18 protein-coding genes are annotated in these 18,854 nt (G+C 64.1%); 14 read left to right on the forward strand and 4 right to left on the reverse strand.

Translation table 11 applies throughout. From position 1 onward, the window contains the following. Positions 1-3 precede the first annotated feature (3 nt). From RT697_RS11330 to erpA, 8 genes are all read left to right on the forward strand, one after another. Positions 4-879: a branched-chain amino acid ABC transporter permease gene (locus RT697_RS11330; protein ID WP_313698923.1), complete on the forward strand. Its 876-nt coding sequence runs from the start codon at positions 4-6 to the stop codon at positions 877-879. Then, positions 872-1,660 (forward strand): ABC transporter ATP-binding protein, encoded by a 789-nt coding sequence (locus RT697_RS11335; protein WP_056564383.1) that lies wholly within the window; start codon positions 872-874, stop codon positions 1,658-1,660. The genes RT697_RS11330 and RT697_RS11335 overlap by 8 nt, the downstream gene beginning before the upstream one ends. After that, on the forward strand, positions 1,657-2,367 hold the full coding sequence (locus tag RT697_RS11340; protein WP_313698924.1) for an ABC transporter ATP-binding protein: 711 nt from the start codon (positions 1,657-1,659) through the stop codon (positions 2,365-2,367). Before RT697_RS11335 ends, RT697_RS11340 begins: the two co-directional genes overlap by 4 nt. 306 nt (positions 2,368-2,673) lie before the next feature. After that, positions 2,674-3,102: a 50S ribosomal protein L13 gene (gene rplM / locus RT697_RS11345; protein WP_056564379.1), complete on the forward strand. Its 429-nt coding sequence runs from the start codon at positions 2,674-2,676 to the stop codon at positions 3,100-3,102. A gap of 9 nt (positions 3,103-3,111) precedes the next feature. After that, the gene (rpsI, locus tag RT697_RS11350; RefSeq protein ID WP_008163098.1) at positions 3,112-3,504 is read left to right on the forward strand and encodes a 30S ribosomal protein S9; all 393 of its coding nucleotides are present in this window, start codon (positions 3,112-3,114) and stop codon (positions 3,502-3,504) included. A 196-nt stretch (positions 3,505-3,700) separates the two neighbouring features. Next, positions 3,701-4,765 carry an N-acetyl-gamma-glutamyl-phosphate reductase gene (gene argC / locus RT697_RS11355; RefSeq protein WP_313698925.1) on the forward strand — a complete coding sequence of 355 codons (1,065 nt, stop codon included), beginning with the start codon at positions 3,701-3,703 and terminating at the stop codon, positions 4,763-4,765. A gap of 42 nt (positions 4,766-4,807) precedes the next feature. Then, a complete protein-coding gene (locus tag RT697_RS11360) occupies positions 4,808-5,557 on the forward strand; it encodes a DUF6776 family protein (protein WP_409517424.1) in 750 nt (249 codons plus the stop codon). A gap of 86 nt (positions 5,558-5,643) precedes the next feature. Next, positions 5,644-6,015 (forward strand): iron-sulfur cluster insertion protein ErpA, encoded by a 372-nt coding sequence (gene erpA / locus RT697_RS11365; protein ID WP_056564370.1) that lies wholly within the window; start codon positions 5,644-5,646, stop codon positions 6,013-6,015. Positions 6,016-6,175: 160 nt separating this feature from the next. Here the strand turns inward: erpA and RT697_RS11370 are convergent, their stop codons facing one another. Both RT697_RS11370 and RT697_RS11375 read right to left on the reverse strand, forming a co-directional pair. Then, the gene (locus RT697_RS11370) at positions 6,176-7,309 is read right to left on the reverse strand and encodes an anhydro-N-acetylmuramic acid kinase (RefSeq protein ID WP_313698927.1); all 1,134 of its coding nucleotides are present in this window, start codon (positions 7,307-7,309) and stop codon (positions 6,176-6,178) included. A gap of 87 nt (positions 7,310-7,396) precedes the next feature. Then, positions 7,397-8,806, reverse strand: a complete 1,410-nt coding sequence (locus RT697_RS11375) for a peptidoglycan DD-metalloendopeptidase family protein (RefSeq protein WP_313698928.1) — start codon at positions 8,804-8,806, stop codon at positions 7,397-7,399. Positions 8,807-9,062: 256 nt separating this feature from the next. On the opposite strand from RT697_RS11375, the gene tyrS reads away from it, so the two are divergent. The 4 genes from tyrS (at position 9,063) to nrdR (ending at position 13,265) form a co-directional block, all read left to right on the forward strand. After that, complete coding sequence (tyrS, locus tag RT697_RS11380; protein WP_313698929.1) at positions 9,063-10,292, forward strand: tyrosine--tRNA ligase; 1,230 nt, start codon at positions 9,063-9,065, stop codon at positions 10,290-10,292. A 71-nt stretch (positions 10,293-10,363) separates the two neighbouring features. Then, positions 10,364-11,017, forward strand: coding sequence for a YbhB/YbcL family Raf kinase inhibitor-like protein (locus RT697_RS11385; protein ID WP_313698930.1), 654 nt, complete (start codon positions 10,364-10,366; stop codon positions 11,015-11,017). Between the two features lie 293 nt (positions 11,018-11,310). Next, positions 11,311-12,561: a serine hydroxymethyltransferase gene (glyA, locus tag RT697_RS11390; protein ID WP_313698931.1), complete on the forward strand. Its 1,251-nt coding sequence runs from the start codon at positions 11,311-11,313 to the stop codon at positions 12,559-12,561. A 224-nt stretch (positions 12,562-12,785) separates the two neighbouring features. Beyond that, positions 12,786-13,265 (forward strand): transcriptional regulator NrdR, encoded by a 480-nt coding sequence (gene nrdR / locus RT697_RS11395; protein WP_056564353.1) that lies wholly within the window; start codon positions 12,786-12,788, stop codon positions 13,263-13,265. Positions 13,266-13,314: 49 nt separating this feature from the next. On the opposite strand, the gene RT697_RS11400 is transcribed toward nrdR, so the two are convergent. Further along, positions 13,315-14,307, reverse strand: a complete 993-nt coding sequence (locus RT697_RS11400) for a GlxA family transcriptional regulator (protein ID WP_313698934.1) — start codon at positions 14,305-14,307, stop codon at positions 13,315-13,317. 19 nt (positions 14,308-14,326) lie between these two features. Next, the gene (locus RT697_RS11405) at positions 14,327-14,890 is read right to left on the reverse strand and encodes an isochorismatase family protein (RefSeq protein WP_313698936.1); all 564 of its coding nucleotides are present in this window, start codon (positions 14,888-14,890) and stop codon (positions 14,327-14,329) included. Between the two features lie 213 nt (positions 14,891-15,103). On the opposite strand from RT697_RS11405, the gene ribD reads away from it, so the two are divergent. After that, the gene (gene ribD / locus RT697_RS11410) at positions 15,104-16,219 is read left to right on the forward strand and encodes a bifunctional diaminohydroxyphosphoribosylaminopyrimidine deaminase/5-amino-6-(5-phosphoribosylamino)uracil reductase RibD (RefSeq protein ID WP_409517425.1); all 1,116 of its coding nucleotides are present in this window, start codon (positions 15,104-15,106) and stop codon (positions 16,217-16,219) included. Positions 16,220-16,954: 735 nt separating this feature from the next. Then, positions 16,955-18,854 (forward strand): PrkA family serine protein kinase (locus RT697_RS11415; protein ID WP_313698939.1); only part of this gene is annotated, 1,900 nt, incomplete at its 3' end.

Below are 18,854 nucleotides of genomic sequence, written 5' to 3' on the forward strand. Positions count from 1 at the left end.
GGTATGAGCGGATTCGAAAATTTCTGGGCCATCTACGGCAACCTGGTGCTGACGCTTGGCACCAATGCACTCCTGGCCCTCTCCATCTGGCTGACGCTGGCCTGCGGCATGCTGGCCATGGCCAACGCCGCCTTCATGGGCATCGGGGCGTACACCGCCGCGCTGCTCACCATGAATTACGACGCCCCGTTTGCCGTGGCGCTGGCCGGCGGCATGGCCGCGCCCGCGCTGGTGGCGGGCTTGATCGGCCTGCCGACGTTGCGGCTGTCCGGGGTCTACCTGGCGATGGCCACGCTGGGCTTTGGTGAAGTGGTCCGCGTGACCATCCTGAACACCGAGTCCATCACCGGCGGCGCGCTGGGTCTGAACGGCATTCCGCAGCTCACGCAGTGGTGGCATGTGCTGCTGGCCGTCATCATCGTGCTGTTCGTGCTGTGGCGCGTGCGCGCTTCCAAGATCGGCCGCTCCTTCGACGCCATCCGTGGCGACGAGACGGCGGCTGGCCTGATGGGCATCAACGTGCGTTCGAACAAGATGCTGGCGTTTGTCGCCGGTGCGATGATCGCCGGCCTGGCCGGCGCCCTGAACGCGCACCTGACGTTCTTCATCGGTCCCAACGAATATGGCTTCGACCGCGGCGTCGAAATCCTGACGATGGCGATCCTCGGCGGCATCGGCGGCCTGGCCGGTCCCGTGATCGGCAGCTTCATCATTACGGTTTTGCCGGAATTGCTGCGCGGATTCGCCGATCTGCGCCTGATCGCGAATGGAGTGATCCTGGTGGTGATTGTGTTGTTCCTGCCGCAAGGCATCTGGGATCCGGCGCGCTTCAAGCGCTGGATGCGTCAAGGCCGCCAGGGAGGGAAGCGTCATGCTTGAGCTGTCCTCCGTCTCCAAGAGCTTTGGCGGCCTGCATGTGCTGCATGACGTCAGCCTGTCCGTGCCCGAAGGCGCCATCTTCGGCCTGATCGGCCCGAACGGCGCTGGCAAGACCACCGTCTTCAACCTGATCACCGGCCTCTTGCCGCCCAGCGGCGGCGCCATCACGTTCCAGGGCGAAAGCGTCCTGCGCAAGAAGCCGCACAGCATCACGCGCATGGGCATCGCCCGCACGTTCCAGAACATCCGTCTGTTCAAGGAAATGACGCTGCTGGAAAACGTCGTCGTGGGCGCCTATCGCCACATGAACTACGGTTTCCCCAGCCTGTTGCTGGGCCTGCCCGGCTACCGCGAGCACGAGCAGCGCGCCCGCGAACGCGCGCATGAACTGCTGACGTGGATGCGCCTGGATCACAAGGCCAACGATCTGGCCGACAACCTGTCCTACGGCGAACAGCGCCGCCTGGAGCTGGCGCGCGCGCTGGCCACCGAGCCCAAGCTGCTGCTGCTGGACGAGCCCGTCGCCGGCATGAACACCGGCGAACGCGCCGAACTGATGCGCGAGATCCTGGCGATCCGCGACCGCGGCTACACCATCCTCATGATCGAGCACGACATGCGCTTCGTCATGGGCTTGTGCGAACGCATCGCGGTGCTGAACTTCGGCAAGATCATCGCCTGCGGCGGTCCCGAGGAAATCCGCAACAACGAGCAGGTCATCGAGGCCTACCTGGGCCGCGAAGACGACGAAGACACCGAACAAGCGGAGGCCGCCAAATGAGCGCCATGCTGGAAGTCCGCGGACTCGAGGTCAACTACGGCCACATCGAAGCCGTGCGCGGCATCGACCTGGACCTGAACGCCAACGAAATCACCGCCCTGGTCGGCGCCAACGGCGCCGGCAAGTCGACCACGCTGCTGGCGCTGTCGGGCCTCTTGCCCAAGGCGCGCGGCCGCATCCTCTTCGAGGGCGAAGACGTCACCAACCTCGCGCCGAACCAGTTGGTCGCGCGCGGCATCGTGCAGGTGCCGGAAGGCCGGGCCATCCTCACCACCATGACGGTGCTGGAAAACCTGGAACTCGGCGCCTATCGCCGTGGCCTGAAGAACGTCGCCACCGATCTGGAATACGTGTTCAACCTGTTCCCGCGCCTGAAGGAACGGATCAACGGCATGGCCGGCAACCTGTCCGGCGGCGAACAGCAGATGCTCGCCATCGGCCGCGCCTTGATGGCCAAGCCGCGCCTGTTGCTGCTGGACGAACCGTCGATGGGCCTGGCGCCGATCGTCGTCCAGGAAATCTTCCGTTCGCTGCGCGCCATCAACGCCGACGGCCTCACGCTGTTCCTCGTCGAACAGAACGTGCGCCAGGCATTGAAGATCGCGCAGCACGGCTACGTGCTTGAAAACGGCGCATTGGCGCTGACGGGCACCGGCCGCGAACTGCTGGGCCATCCCCGCGTTCTGGAAGCCTACCTGGGCGCCTGAGCGGGCAGGGGGCTTGACCTGTCCCCTTGAAAAAATTCGCGGCTGCCGCCCTCTAGCGGTCAGCCGCAAGCCACCTGGATTCTTTCCGCTTGCCCATTTTTTGAGCATCCGTGTTAGAATTTCAGGCTTTCCCTCATTTTGACCTTTGCACGGGCGGATTCATAACGCTTAGGCGGGGGGCGATTAAGGGCCGGAATTTGTAGCTCAGGGGCTTGTAGCCCAGGGGCTGCGATTTGCAGCCTAGTTTGGGAAAGAACACTGGCGGGATGTTCCGGCCAGAGCAAATTTTTATTCTTAGGAACCATCATGAAGACCTTTGTGGCCAAGCCGCATGAAGTCCAACGTGACTGGTTTGTGATCGACGCCAAGGGCAAAGTCCTCGGTCGTGTGGCCAGCGAAGTCGCACGTCGTCTGCGTGGCAAGCACAAACCTGAATTCACGCCTCACGTTGATACTGGTGACTACATCGTCATCATCAACGCGTCCGATATCGTTGTTACCGGTGCCAAGGCGAAGGACAAGAAGTACTTCCGCCACACGACGTACCCGGGCGGTATCCGTGAAACGAACTTCGAGAAAATGCAAGAGCGTTTTCCCGGCCGTGCCATTCAGAAGGCCGTCAAGGGCATGCTGCCCAAGGGTCCTCTGGGCTACGCCATGATCAAGAAGCTTAAGGTCTATGCCGGTGCCGAGCACCCGCATACCGCCCAGCAGCCCAAGACGCTGGATCTCTAAGGAAACGCCATGATCGGTAACTGGAATTACGGAACCGGCCGTCGCAAAACTTCGGTGGCTCGCGTTTTCATCAAGAAGGGCACTGGCAAGATCGTCGTCAACGGCAAGCCCGTCGACGAGTTCTTCGCTCGTGAAACCGGCCGTATGGTCGTGCGCCAGCCGCTGGAACTGACCGGCCACCTGGAATCGTTTGACATCAAGGTCAACGTGCACGGCGGCGGCGAAACCGGCCAAGCCGGCGCAATCCGTCACGGCATCACGCGTGCCCTGATCGATTACGACGCCACGCTGAAGCCCTCGCTGTCGCAAGCTGGCTTCGTCACGCGCGATGCCCGTGAAGTCGAACGTAAGAAGGTCGGCTTCCGCAAGGCGCGTCGTCGCAAGCAGTTCAGCAAGCGTTAATGCCCTGCAAAAAGCCCGCTTCGGCGGGCTTTTTGTTTTTGGGCCGGCAATGCGGCGTCATCGCCGGCCCTGCGTGGAACTCCGCGCCAGCCGCCCGGTCGGAAAAAAGGTTTGCAGTGCCAAATCCGGCACGCCGGTGCAATCCGCCGTTTCCCGAGCGATACAATCGTTATTCGTTCTCCGAAGAGCATCCATCATGGCCCAAGCATCGAACACCCGCATCAAGGTTGGTATCGTCGGCGGCACCGGATATACCGGCGTCGAACTGCTGCGCTTGCTGTCGCAGCATCCCAACGTGGAACTGACTGCCATCACGTCCCGCAAGGAAGACGGCTTGCCCGTCGCCGACATGTATCCCAACCTGCGCGGCCGTGTGAAGCTTGCCTTCTCGGCCCCGGAAAAGGCCTCGCTGACGGACTGCGACGTCGTCTTCTTTGCCACGCCGCACGGCGTGGCCATGGCGCAGGCGCAAGAGCTCATCGCCGCCGGCACCCGCGTCATCGACCTGGCCGCCGACTTCCGCCTGCAGGACATCCCCACGTTCGAGCGCTGGTACAAGATTCCCCATACCTGCCCGGACATCCTGGCCGAATCGCAATACGGTCTGGTCGAACTGAACCGCGAAGCCATCTCCAAGGCGCGCGTCATCGGCAACCCCGGCTGCTACCCGACCACGGTGCTGCTGGGCCTGGCGCCGCTGCTTGAAGGCGGCAAGGCGCTGGTCGATACGCAAACGCTGATCGCCGACTGCAAGTCGGGTGTGTCCGGCGCTGGCCGCAAGGCGGAAGTGGGCTCGTTGTTCTCCGAAGCCTCCGACAACTTCAAGGCCTACGGCGTGGCGGGCCATCGTCACCACCCCGAGATCTCCGCCCAGCTCGAAAAGCTGACTGGCGGCAAGGTGGGCCTGACGTTCGTGCCGCATCTGGTGCCGATGATCCGCGGCATGTTCTCCACCATTTATGCCCGCATCCAGCCCGAAGCGCGCGACACCGACTTCCAGGCCCTGTTCGAACAGCGCTACGCCGATGAACCGTTCGTGGACGTCATGCCTGCCGGCAGCCATCCCGAAACGCGTTCGGTGCGCGGTTCCAACAACCTGCGCATCGCGCTCAGCCGTCCCGGCAACGGCGACCTGCTGATCGTCATGGTGGTGCAGGACAATCTGGTCAAGGGCGCCGCCGGCCAGGCCGTGCAGAACATGAACCTGATGTTCGGCATCTCCGAAACGGTCGGCCTCGACCAGGTCGCCATCCTGCCGTAAGGCCAAGGCGGCCCGCCCGGCGGGCCGCCAACATTGCTCTTTATGCCTGCAGATCCGTCAGTCAGCTCCCCGTCTCGCGCACGTCATGGCGCCATCGTGCGTCTTTGCGCAATGCTGCTGCTGGGTGTGCTGGTGGGTGGCGCCGCCGGGTTCTTTCACGCGCGCCAGCTTTACCGTCCGCAGGATGCCGTGGTCATCAGCGTCCAGCAGGCCGAAGCCCAGGACGAGGCCATGCGCCAGCAGGCCACCCAGCTGCGCTACATCCGTGGTCAGCTCGATACCGCCGATGGTGAACTGGTCATTGAGCGATCCGCCCGCCAGGAACTCGAAACCCAGCTCCACGCCGCGCAAGCCGAAGTCGGCCGCGTGCGGGACCAACTCGCGTTCTACGAGCAACTGCTGCCGCCCGGTCCGGAAGGGTCTGTGGACATCCGCGGTGTGCAGATCGACCGCGAAGGTGGGGGGCTGCGCTACAAGGTCCTGCTGATGCGCAGCGGCCGCAACGGCGGCACGCCCTTCGCGGGGGCCTTGCGCTTTCAGGCCACCGGCGTGCTCAAGGGCGAAACCGTCACCGTGGACCTCGCACCCATGCAGGTCAAGGCCGAAACCGGTCCCGTCACGGCCACGGGCGAAAACCTGGCCGCCGCCTCGCTCGCCCTGCAGTTCGACCAATACCAGCGCAGCCAGGGCATCCTGGCCGTGCCAGACGGATTCGTCCCCGAAAGTGTGACCGTCAGCGTCCTCGAGGGTGAAACCGTCCGCGCGTCACGCAGTGTCAAACTGGAACTTTGAGTCTGGTCAAGCCCTGCGCTATAGTGACACTATACGAGCGGCGACGCCGCTCACTGAAATATGGCCGAATCGGCCAGGAGTGAACCATGAATGCAGTGACCGAAACCGTCGACCTTCAGGCCCCCCCGCCTATCCCCCTGGTGTTCACCGACTCGGCTGCCGCCAAAGTGAAAGACCTGTTGGCCGAAGAAGGCAACCCCGAACTGAAGCTGCGCGTGTTCGTGCAGGGCGGCGGCTGTTCCGGCTTCCAGTACGGTTTCACGTTTGACGAAGTCGTCAACGAAGACGACACCGTGCTGGACAAGGACGGCGTGCAACTGCTCGTCGACCCGATGAGCTTCCAATACCTGGTCGGCGCCGAGATCGACTACAAGGAAGACCTGGAAGGCGCGCAGTTCGTCATCCGCAATCCCAACGCCAGCACCACCTGCGGCTGCGGTTCCTCGTTCTCGGTGTAATCGCCCAGGCAGGAAAGAAAAAAGCCCTTCGGTTTTCCGAAGGGCTTTTTGCATTGGCGTGCACGATTCCGTGCCGCTGACGTGGGGCTGGGTGGTACACGCTTGCTTGGGTGTCCAACAGCCGGCAGCCGGCAAGCGGTGCGCCTTGCGGCCGCCCGCGTCAAGCCGGGTACAGCGCCCCAAGAATCCTCGGGCCACGTGCGCCGGTCACGCTGGGCAGGCCGGCCGGCTTGCCCATCATGAACGCATGCGCCAGCCACGCAAATGCCAAGGCCTCCACCTGCTGCGCCGGCACGCCAAGCGCATCGGTTGGACGAACGGGGCGTTGCAGGCAATACGCCAGTTCCTGCATCAGGCCGGCGTTGAGAGCCCCGCCGCCGCACACAAAGACTTCCTGGGTCCCCGCGGCGGCCCGGTCGATCGCGTCGGCGACCGTCCTGGCGGTCAGCCGCTGCAGCGTGGCCTGCACGTCCTGCGGGGCGGGCGCGGGGCCGTCGAACTCGGCCAGCCGAGTGTCTAGCCACTGCATGTTGAACAGGTCGCGGCCCGTGGATTTGGGCGGTGCCAAGCCGAACCACGGCTCGCTGCCGATCAGTTGTTCGAGCAGGGGCGCCAGCACATGTCCTGACGCGGCCCAGCGGCCGCCGGCGTCATACGGGCGGCCCAGATGGCGCTGGCACCAGCCGTCCAGCAGCACGTTGGCCGGACCAGTGTCAAAGCCGCGCGCGGGCTGCCCGGGCGCCAGCAGCGTCACATTGGCAATGCCGCCCAGGTTCAGCACGGCGCGGCCGTGGCTGGCGCCGAAGATGGCGGCATGAAACGGCGGCACCAGCGGCGCGCCCTGGCCGCCTGCGGCCACGTCGCGCGTGCGGAAGTCGGCCACCACCGCAATCCCGGTCTGTTCCGCCAGCAGGGCGGGCGCATTGAGCTGCAGCGTGTAGCCGAGGTCAGGGCGGTGCCGCACGGTCTGGCCGTGTGCGCCAATGGCGCTGACGTCGGCCGCGGCCACGGCCGCATCCGCAAGCAGCTTCGACACGGCCTGGGCATACACGCGCGCCAGCGCATTGGCCGCGAGTGCGGCGCGGGCAAGCTCGTCGCCGCCCGGGGTATTCAGTGCCAGCAGCTCCCGCCGCAGGTTTTCAGGCATCGGCAGGCTGGCATTGGCCAGCACTTGCGGCGGCTGGCCGTCTTCAAGCCGGGTCAGCACACCGTCGACGCCGTCGACGCTGGTGCCCGACATCAGGCCGATGTAGAGCGTGCGGCGGTCTTGCTGCAAGGGCAGGGTGGCATTCACGGGCGCCTCCAAATAAAAAAGGCGGCTGGGGCTTGTCGCCCCGCCGCCGCACCCGCTGCGCGCGGGCCTGTTTATTGCGGACTCGCCTTAGCGGCTGGCCACGTTGGTCAGCGCATCGGGCAGCGTCTGCTGGAACTGCGTCAGCAACTGGATCTGCTGCTTGTAGGGGTCGACCGCCTGGTTGAACGCGCGGACTTCCGCGGGTTCGAGGGCGCGGGCCACGGGCAGGTCCACCGACAGCGGGTCGATTGGCTGGTTGTCGACGCGGAATTCGTAGTGCAGGTGCGGGCCAGTGGCCCAGCCGGTGGAACCGACATAGCCCAGCAGTTGGCCTTGCGACACCTTCGAGCCCTTGGTGACGCCTTCGGCGATGCGGCTCTGGTGCGCGTACAGCGTCGAGTACTTGCCGTGGTGCTTGACGATGACCACGTTGCCGTAGCCGTTCTGCCAGCCCGAGAATTCGACCGTGCCGTCCGCGGTGGAGTGGATCGGCGTGCCCGACGGCGCGGCGTAGTCGACGCCCTTGTGTCCCGTCCAGGTCTTGTGGATGGGATGCATGCGCATACCGAACGTCGAGCTGATGCGGCTGAACTTCAGGGCGGTGCGCAGGAACGCGCCGCGCAGGCTGGTGCCGTCGAAGTCGTAGTAGGAGCCGGACTTTTCGTCGGGGCTGAACCAGACGGCGTTGTAGGTCTTGCCGCCGTTGATGAATTCCAGGGCCAGCACGCGGCCGGCGCCGGCGTAGCGGCCGTCGTGCGAACGCACTTCGTAGACCACGCGGAATTGATCGCCCTGGCGCAGGTCGCGCAGGAAGTCGATCTTGGCGCTGAGGATGTCGGCCATCTGCATGGTGACCGAATCCGGGATGCCGGCGGAGTCCGTGGCGCCAAAGAGCGAGGACTTGATGGTGCCGACGGCGACGCGGGTCTGGCGTTCGGTGCTTTCGGTGACTTCCTCGGCCTTGTAGCTGTCGGCGGACGGCGCCACGTGCAGCATGCGCGTCACAACCTGGCCGTCGGACTCATTGCCCGGGGTGTGGATATAGCGCAGCCAGACCAGCTTGCCTTGTTCGTCCGTGGCGGCCTGCACCGAGCGACCCGGGTACAGCTTGTAGATGCTGCGGGCGCTGGCGTCGTGCGTCAGGAAGGACTGCAGGTTGGGCGCGTCGAGTTCCAGGCGCTGCAACACTGCCGACAGCGTGTCGCCCGGACGGATCCGGGTTTCGCTGATGTAGGGGGCGGCGCTGGGCGTGCTGACTTCGACTTGCTCGGCGGTCAGCGGCAGAATGCTCTGGATGACGCGCGAGGGGGGAAGTTCGGTGCGGTCGGGTTGCTGCACCATGCCGAGAGCGGCGGCGCCTGCGAACAGACCGATTGCGGTGACGAGAAGCGTGCGGCGGAAAAGTCCCGAGCGATGGGGCTTGGGCTCAACGGGCGCAAATACGGCAGCGACTTTGCGCTTGAGGCCACTCGCCAGTTCGTGGAGGCCACGAGTCATCGTGAAAATACCCTCTCAGGTGGCTTGAACTCTCAGGGTGCGGTACACGAACGGCCCTCGCGCGCCACGTTTCCGGGGCAAGGGCTGGCGCGGGGCGCATCTTGTGAACAAGGGATGGTAGAGCGAACGCCCCTGCGTACATATGGCAGTTGCGTATGATTAGGCCGGTATCCTAGCCGATTCGGCTAGAATTTACGATAGTTTTCGTCACTTTTTACACCTTTTTGTCGGCTGAAGCCGCCTTGGGCCCCCTGTCATGTCACCCACCGAAGCCCCCATCACCCCCGAAGTCGACGCAGATCTGCGTATAGCCAAGCGCGGCTGCGATGAACTGCTGGTCGAGTCCGAATTCGCCCGCAAGCTGGCCAAGAGCCGCGCCACTGGCGTGCCGCTGCGCATCAAGCTTGGCCTGGATCCGACCGCGCCAGACATTCACCTGGGGCACACGGTGGTGCTGAACAAGATGCGCCAGCTTCAGGATCTGGGACACAACGTCATCTTCCTGATCGGCGACTTCACCTCGACCATCGGCGACCCCAGCGGCCGCAACAGCACGCGTCCGCCGCTCACGCGGGAGCAGATCGAGGCCAACGCCAAGACCTATTACGCCCAGGCCAGCCTGGTGCTGGATCCGGCCCGCACCGAGATCCGCTACAACTCCGAGTGGTGCGATCCCCTGGGCGCGCGCGGCATGATCCAGTTGGCATCGCGTTATACGGTGGCCCGCATGATGGAGCGCGAAGACTTCACCAAGCGCTTCAAGGGCGGCATCCCGATCTCGGTGCATGAATTCCTGTATCCGCTGATGCAGGGTTACGACTCGGTCGCGCTGAAGTCCGATCTGGAGCTGGGGGGCACCGATCAGAAGTTCAACCTGCTGGTGGGGCGCGAACTGCAAAAGGAATATGGACAGGAGCCGCAGTGCATCCTGACGATGCCGCTGCTGGTCGGGACGGACGGCGTAGAGAAGATGTCCAAGTCCAAGGGCAACTACATCGGCATTTCGGAGTCGCCCGATTCCATGTTCGGCAAGCTCATGTCGATCTCCGACACGCTGATGTGGCGCTACTTTGAGCTGCTGTCCTTCCGCTCGCTGGAGGATATCGCGGCGCTCAAGCGGGAGATCGACGGCGGCCGCAACCCGCGCGACGCCAAGGTCATGCTGGCCCAGGAAATCATCGCGCGCTTCCATTCCGCCAAGGCGGCGGACGATGCGCTGGCCTCGTTTGAGGCGCGTTTCCGCGACGGCGCCATTCCCGACGACATGCCCGAAGTCAACATCGGCGGCGCGCCGGTGGGCATCCTGAAGCTGTTGCGGGAAGCGGGTCTGGTCGCTTCCGGCTCGGAAGCGCAGCGCAACGTCGAGCAAGGCGGCGTGCGGGTCAACGGCGATCGCGTGGAAGACAAATCGTTGCAATTGCCGGCCGGGACTTACGTCGTTCAGGTGGGCAAGCGCAAGTTTGCGCGTGTTAACTTGAACCCGTAAATGCGAAGTTTTGATACGCTCAGGGTACACACAGGCGCTTGGCGCCTTTGCGGCATTTAAAGGAGCACGACATGGAACTTTCGAGTTTGTCTTTTTCCGATCACGAGTCGATTCCCGAACGCTACGCTTTCGGCAAGATCGATGCGCAATCGCACGTCGCGCTGGCAGATAACTGCAACCCGCAATTTTCCTGGGACGACGTCCCCGCGGGCACGCAGTCGTTTGCACTGATCTGCCATGATCCCGACGTGCCCTCGCGTCCCGACGACGTCAACCAGGAAGGCCGTGAAGTGCCCGCCGATCTGGCCCGCGTGGATTTCTTCCACTGGGTGCTGGTCGATCTGCCGGCCGACCTGCGCGAGATCGACGAAGGCGCGTTTTCCAACGGCATCACGCCGCGCGGCAAGGGCGGTCCCCTGGCCCCCATGGACGCGCGCCAGGGCATCAATTCCTATTCGTCGTGGTTTGCCAATGACCACGACATGAGCGGCGAGTACTTCGGCTACGACGGCCCGTGCCCGCCCTGGAACGATGCCCTGGTCCATCGCTACATCTTCACGCTGTACGCGCTGGATGTGCCCAGCCTGAACCTGCAGGGTTCGTTCACCGGCGAAGACGCGCTTCGGGCCATTCAGAAGCACGTGCTGGCGCAGGCGTCGCTGACAGGCACATATACGCTCAATCCGGAACTGGCGCCCAAGCAAATCGGGGCCACGTCGGCCTGATCGCCGCCGCCATGTACGCAGGGCCGCCAAGCGCGGCCCTTTTTATTGCCCCGCCGACGTTTGCATGAATGTTTCTCAAGTCGTCATGAGGGGCATTTCCGGCCCGGTGGCGATGCCGTGGTTTTCGCGCCCGTCCACCGGAATTTGGCCCGATTCCGGCCGTTTTGAGCGCAAATGATCCCGCGTGACGGGGTAAACTACTCAGCATTCTGCGGGTTTACCCACCCGACGCTGTTTTCATTTCTGCCGTTTCTCCTCGTTTCTCCTCTCTTACCGCCTCAGGAAACCCCGTCATGTTTGACCGCAACCTCACCTTGTCCAAGGCTGACCCGGACGTTTGGGCCGCCATCCAGAAGGAAGATCAGCGCCAAGAGCAGCACATCGAGCTGATCGCTTCGGAGAACTACGCCAGCCCGGCCGTCATGGAAGCGCAAGGCACACAGCTCACGAACAAGTACGCCGAAGGCTATCCGGGCAAGCGCTACTACGGTGGTTGCGAATACGTGGACGTGGTCGAGCAACTTGCCATCGACCGCCTGAAGCAGATCTTCGGCGCCGAGGCCGCCAACGTGCAGCCCAACTCCGGTTCGCAGGCGAACCAGGGCGTGTACATGGCTGTGCTCAAGCCGGGCGACACCGTGCTGGGCATGAGCCTGGCCGAAGGCGGTCACCTGACGCACGGCGCGTCGGTCAACGCGTCGGGCAAGCTGTACAACTTCATCTCGTACGGCCTGGACGAAAACGAAGTCCTGAACTACGAGCAGGTCGAGCAACTGGCCAAGGAACACAAGCCCAAGCTGATCGTGGCGGGTGCTTCGGCCTACGCCCTGCATATCGACTTCGAGCGCATGGCCCGCATCGCCCGTGAAAACGGCGCGCTGTTCATGGTCGACATCGCCCACTACGCGGGTCTGGTCGCCGGCGGCGCCTACCCCAACCCGGTTCCGCACGCCGACTTCGTCACCTCGACCACGCACAAGTCGCTGCGCGGCCCGCGCGGCGGCGTCATCATGATGAAGGCCGAGCACGAGAAGATCATCAATTCGGCGATCTTCCCCGGCATCCAGGGCGGTCCGCTGATGCACGTCATCGCCGGCAAGGCCGTGGCCTTCAAGGAAGCGCTGGAACCCGGGTTCAAGGATTACGCGCAGCAAGTGGTCAAGAACGCCAAGGTCCTGGCCGACACGCTGGTCAAGCGTGGCCTGCGCATCGTCTCCGGCCGCACCGAGAGCCATGTCATGCTGGTGGACCTGCGTTCGAAGGGCATCACGGGCAAGGAAGCCGAAGCGGTGCTGGGCCAGGCCCACATCACGGTCAACAAGAACGCCATCCCGAACGACCCGGAAAAGCCCTTCGTGACCAGCGGCATCCGTCTGGGCACGCCGGCCATGACGACTCGCGGCTTCACCGAAGCCGACGCCGAGCTGACCGCCAACCTGATCGCCGACGTGCTGGACAACCCGCGCGACGAAGCGAACATCGCCGCCGTGCGCGCCAAGGTCAACGAACTGACCGCGCGCCTGCCGGTGTACGGCAAGAAGTAAGCAGGTGACCCGGGCGCGGCCTAGCCGCCTTCGGGCAACACAGACCAAGGGACGGCTCCGCAAGGCGCCGTCCCTTGGTCTTTATGGGCGGGGCAGGGGGGGGCATCCTGCCGCACGATGGGGCGATGCGGCGGCGGCGGGGGATTCGTCCCTAATGCCGCTTTGCATCATGCCGTCGTTACAATATGCTCAATTATTGCCTTCAGCGACTTTAGGGATCACACATGCGGTGTCCATTTTGCGGCAATGCCGAAACGCAGGTCGTCGACAGCCGGGTCTCCGAAGAGGGCGACGCCATTCGCCGTCGCCGCCGCTGCCTGTCCTGTGACAAGCGGTTCACCACCTATGAACGGGTGGAACTCGCCATGCCTTCGATCGTCAAGCGCAACGGCAGCCGCAGCGAATACGATCCGGTCAAGCTGCGCGCCAGCCTGAGCCTGGCGCTGCGCAAACGCCCGGTCAGCACCGAAGACGTCGATGCGGCCGTTGCGCGCATCGAGGAACAGCTGCTGGCGAGCGGCCAGCGCGAAGTGCCGTCCGAACACATCGGCGAACTGGTCATGACCGAACTGCGCAAGCTCGACAAGGTGGCCTACGTGCGCTTTGCCTCGGTCTACAAGAGCTTCGAGGACATCGGCGAATTCGTCGAGGCCATCCGCGAGATGCAGGGGCCGCTGCTGCCGGGCAAGCTGCGCAAGGACTGACGCCGCGCGGCGCGGTGTGGCTGGTCATGAACGGCGCCTGGTGCGCCGTTCATTGCATTGGCGCCCCGCGCAGGGACTCCCCCGGCATGGACTCCCCGCGCATCAGGCTGGGCGTCAGGGGCTGGAACTTGCGCCATACGCGGCGCATGTGTTGGGCCGAACCGAATCCGGACTTTTCCGCCACGCGTTCCAGGTCCAGCCGGGTGTCGCGCAACAGGTCGCGCGCCAGCGCCACGCGTATCTGATACAGATAGTCCATCGGCGTGCAGCCGGCGTGCTCACGAAAGAGGCGCGTCAGGTGCCGGGCGCTGGTGTGCGCCTGATCCGCCAGCGACTGGGCGGACCAGGGCGCGGCCGGATCGCGGATGACGGCGTCCTGGACCCGGTGCACGCCCGGATGCAGGTGGCTGCGATGGTCCAGCCAGGGCGACAACGCAGAATCCGAGCCCGCCCGGCGCTGGTAGACGACCATATCGCGCGCCGCCTCGCTGGCCGCGCGCGGGCCGCAGTGGCGCGACACCATGTGCAGCGCAAGATCGATCCCGGCCGTGATGCCCGCGCTGCTGACCAGGTTGCCGTCCTCGACGAAGATGCGGTTGTCCAGCACGCGGGCGCTGGGGTCCAGCGCGGCAAGCTGTTCCAGGCAGGTGTGATGGGTAGTGCATTCGCGCTGCCGCGTCAGTCCGGCCGCCGCCGCGAACAGCGCGCCCGCGCAGACCGTCATCAAGGTAAAGCCGTCTGCCGGATGGCGGACCGCCAACCAGTCGACGATGGCGCGGGCATCGTCGTCTTCCAGCCGCGTGTGCTTGCCCACCACGCCCGAGATGATGACGAGCGCGTTGCGCGGCACCGCGGCTGGCAGCGGTTGCACATGCGCCAGATGCAGGCCGGGAATGCCGCTCTCGACGTCTTGGGAAGGGCCGCAGAAATGCTGGACGAACGTGCCCGGACACAGCTTGTTGGCCACGCGGAAGGCTTCCGCCGGACCGGCGAGGTCCAGCAGGACGATGCCTCGCGGCACCACGAAATACACCGGGATCATCTGCCCCTCCCGCCGGGCGCTACGCCGCCAGCGCGTCGGCCGCGCGCACGATGCGGGCGAAGCGGCCTTGCAAGACCAGCTCGGTCCGGTCGCGGATCTCGGCCGGCGTGTAGTTCCTGCCGGACGGGCTTTGCATGGCGAAGGTCAGCGTGGCGTCGGTGGGAAACACCACCTTGAAGCCGGCGTCGCTGGCATGGCGCGACGTCGTTTCGCAGCACTGCTCCGTGCGGATGCCGGCCACGATGATGCCTTCGACGCCGTGTTCAAGCAGCCAATCGTGCAGCGAGGCGCCGTTCTCGTCCTTGGCGTACAGCGACGAATGCACGGTCTTGTGAAACACCGCCGTGGGCGCAATCCGCAATTCCTTCAGCGTCTTGACGTGTCCCGAGGCGACCGAAAACGGATTGGCCGGGTCGTCGGACGGGCTGGTGTGAAACACCTGCAAGACGGGAATATCCTGTGCGGCGGCGGCATCGATCAGCGGCTGGATCTGCGAAATGAACGCCGGGTACTCCGATTCGTCCCAAAACGGACGTTGACGGAAGGATTCTTGGACGTCGATGACGATAAGTGCCTGTTTCATTTCCGGGCCTCCTGGCCGTGGATTTGTGGGGGTGACGCCATTTTTACTCCTGATCGGCCGGCTCCGCGAGCGCGTTCCAAGACGGCCGACGGCCCAAAACGGACATGCCTGGGCGGCGGCCGGCGCGCAGCCGCGCCGCGCGGCAGAACAGCGCGCGCCGGACATACAATCCTCGGCATGGACATTAGCCGCGACTCCGACGACCTCTTCTGGATGCGACGCGCCCTGGCGCTGGCGCACACCGTCATGTACACCACCTCGCCCAACCCCCGGGTCGGCTGCGTGATCGTGCGTGACGGCCGCGTGCTTGGCGAAGGCGCGACCCAGCCGCCGGGTGGTCCGCACGCCGAAATCTGCGCGCTGCGCGACGCGCAAGCGCGCGGCGAGTCGGTCGCCGGTGCCACGCTGTACGTCACGCTGGAGCCGTGCAGCCACTTCGGCCGCACGCCGCCATGCGTCGATGCGGTGCTGGCGGCGCGGCCGGCGCGCGTGGTGGTCGCCATGGGCGATCCGAACCCGCTCGTCAACGGGCAGGGCCTGGCGCGGCTGCGCGAAGCGGGCATCGCGGTGACGACCGGCGTCTGCCGCGAAGAAGCGCTGGCCGTGAACGCCGGCTTCATCTCGCGCATGAGCCGCGGCCTGCCGTGGGTGTGGATGAAGATGGCGGCGTCGCTGGACGGCCGCAGTGCGCTGCATAACGGCATGTCGCAATGGATCACCGGACCGGAAGCGCGTGCTGACGGGCACCGCTGGCGGGCGCGCAGCTGCGTCGTGCTGACCGGCATGGGCACCGTGCTCAAGGACGATCCGCAACTGAACGTGCGCGACGTCGATACGCCGCGCCAGCCGCGCAAGGCCGTCGTGGACGGCCATTTCCAGATCCCGGAGACCGCGCGGCTGTTCGACGGCGCGGAAGTCATCGTGTTCACCGCGCGTGAAGATGCCGGGAAGGCAGCGCGCCTGGCGGACAGGAATGCCCGCGTGGTGTGCCTGCCGGGCGCGGAACCTGGCCGCGTCGATCTGCCCGCGATGATGCGCTGGATGGCCGAGCAGCAGTTCAACGAGGTTCACGTCGAGGCTGGCGCGGGCCTGAGCGGCGCACTGGTGTCTGCCGGTTGCGTGGACGAACTGCTGTTGTATCTGGCGCCGGTGCTGCTGGGCGACGCGGCGGGCATGGTGCGTTTGCCGATGCTCGAACATCTGGACGCCGCGCGGCGCTACGAATTCACCGAAACCGCGCGCGTCGGCGCCGATCTGTGCGTGCGCGCGCGCGTGGCCGGCACGTGGCGCCAGTTGATGGAAAGCGTTGCGTTGCCCACGTTGTCGTAACGGGTTTGCTGTTAGCACTCCGCGCGCTCGGCTGCCAATCCCTTGAACGCCGCGCGCAGCTTGCGTCTGCACGATGCACCATGTCGAGGCGGGCTGTTCGACATGCGCAATGGGCGTGTGCGGCTTCGCGCACGAAGACGTTTCGCGTGATTACGCGAGTGAATATTCGCGCAAAATGAATTGCCACAAAAGAGTCACAGGCTTAGCATAAGCAGCATGACTTGGCGCTACGCGCTCACGGACCACCCGCACAGCCGCCGCGCGCCCACGTCACCACGGATTCCCGTGCCGCGAATCGGCGCAGTTCAACACCGGCCGGCACGCCACTGAACGAAGTCGCCTAGCGCCGTTCAGCCCGTTCGCTGCGATCGCATGGCGAACGCTCCGGGTTTATCCCGGGCCAACAAGAATCCATCGGATATCGCTCATTCCGTCGTTTCGTTGCCGACCATTTCATGTGCGGTTGCGTCAGGCACGCTATATGCGGGTCTATGCTCGAAACGACGAGTTAACTTGCTCACGTTAGTTGCAATCCCTGACGGAACTAGTGCGTAAGGGGTGCAGCCTAAACAGAAAGGGTCCGATCGTGCTTATGGTTGATGTGTGGCGAAAGCAACATAACAACTTGCCGAAAACGCCAACCGCGAAGTTGTTTAGTAATTCGCAGGCGCTGATGCACAATGGGCATGTAAGGGACGTATTGAATTTTTCGCGTGTTGTATGTAGGAGGTTTCCGTGCAAAACATCGTCGAAGGCTTCAAGTCGCAGTATGCAAGAGAGCAGGAATCGGAGCTCTCGCTCGAGGAGTATCTGAGCCTCGCCAAGCGTGATCCCATGGCCTACGCCAGCCCCGCTGAGCGCATGCTGGCCGCGATCGGCGACCCTGAGGTTGTGGATACGCGCAACGACCCACGTCTTTCCCGTTTGTTTTCCAACCGGACCATCCGGCGCTATCCAGCGTTCCAGGAGTTCTACGGCATGGAGGACGTGATCGGACAGATCGTCGCGTTCTTCAAGCACGCCGCGCAGGGACTGGAAGAGCGCAAGCAAATTCTCTATCTGCTGGGACCGGTGGGCGGCGGCAAGTCGTCCATCGCCGAACGGCTCAAGGCGCTGATGGAGAGTTTTCCCATCTACGCGTTGAAGGGATCGCCGGTGAACGAATCGCCGCTCGGGCTGTTCCATCCCGAACGATTCGGCGACACGCTCGAAAAGGAATACGGCATTCCGAAGCGCTACCTGACCGGCATCATGTCGCCGTGGGCAGTCAAGCGCCTGAAGGAATTCGACGGTGACATCTCGAAGTTCCGCGTCGTACGGCTGAATCCGTCGGTGCTGCGCCAGATCGCCATCGCCAAGACCGAACCGGGCGACGAAAACAACCAGGATATTTCCTCGCTGGTGGGCAAGGTCGACATCCGCAAGCTCGACCGCCATTCGCAGGACGACCCGGATGCGTACAGCTACTCCGGCGGTCTGTGCCTGGCGAACCAGGGGTTGCTCGAGTTCGTGGAAATGTTCAAGGCCCCAATCAAGATGCTGCATCCGCTGTTGACGGCCACCCAGGAAGGCAACTTCAAGGGTACGGAAGGCTTCTCGGCCATCCCGTTCAACGGCACGATCCTGGCACACTCGAACGAATCGGAGTGGCAGACCTTCCGCAACAACAAGCACAACGAAGCGTTCCTTGACCGTATCTATATCGTCAAGGTGCCTTACTGCCTGCAAGTGTCCGAAGAGGTGCGCATCTACGAAAAACTGCTGCATCACAGCTCGCTGTCCGAAGCGCCGTGCGCGCCCGGAACGCTGGACATGATGGCGCAGTTCTCGGTGCTGACGCGCCTGAAGGAACCTGAGAATTCCAGCATCTATTCCAAGCTGCGGGTCTACGACGGCGAAAGCCTGAAGGACGTCGATCCCAAAGCGAAGGCGCTGCAGGAATACAAGGACTACGCGGGCACCGACGAAGGCATGACCGGGGTGTCGACGCGGTTCGCGTACAAGATCCTGTCCAGCGTCTTCAACTACGACCAGACCGAAGTGGCCGCCAATCCCGTGCACCTCATGTACGTGCTGGAGCAGCGCATCGGCCGCGAAGACTATCCCGACGAAATCCGCCGGCGCTATCTGGAGTTCATCAAGGGCTTCCTGGCGCCGCGCTACGCGGAGTTCATCGGCAAGGAGATCCAGACTGCCTACCTGGAGTCCTACTCTGAATACGGCCAGAACATCTTCGACCGCTACGTGACGTTTGCCGACTGCTGGATTCAGGACGAGGAATTCCGCGATCCTGAAACCGGCGAAAGCTTCGACCGCAGCGCGCTGAACGATGAGCTGGAAAAGATCGAGAAGCCCGCAGGCATTGCGAATCCGAAGGACTTCCGCAACGAGATCGTGAACTTCGTGCTGCGGGCGCGCGCCAACAACAGCGGCCGCAATCCGAATTGGACCAGCTATGAAAAGCTGCGGGAAGTGATCGAGAAGAAGATGTTCTCGAATACGGAAGACCTGCTGCCGGTGATTTCGTTCAACGCCAAGGCCTCGGCCGAGGACAAGTCGAAACACCAGAGCTTCGTCGACCGGATGGTGGAGAAGGGCTACACGGAAAAGCAGGTCAGGCTGCTGTGCGAGTGGT

This window comes from Achromobacter sp., assembly GCF_032113835.1.
In the GTDB taxonomy this organism is placed as follows: domain Bacteria; phylum Pseudomonadota; class Gammaproteobacteria; order Burkholderiales; family Burkholderiaceae_B; genus Achromobacter.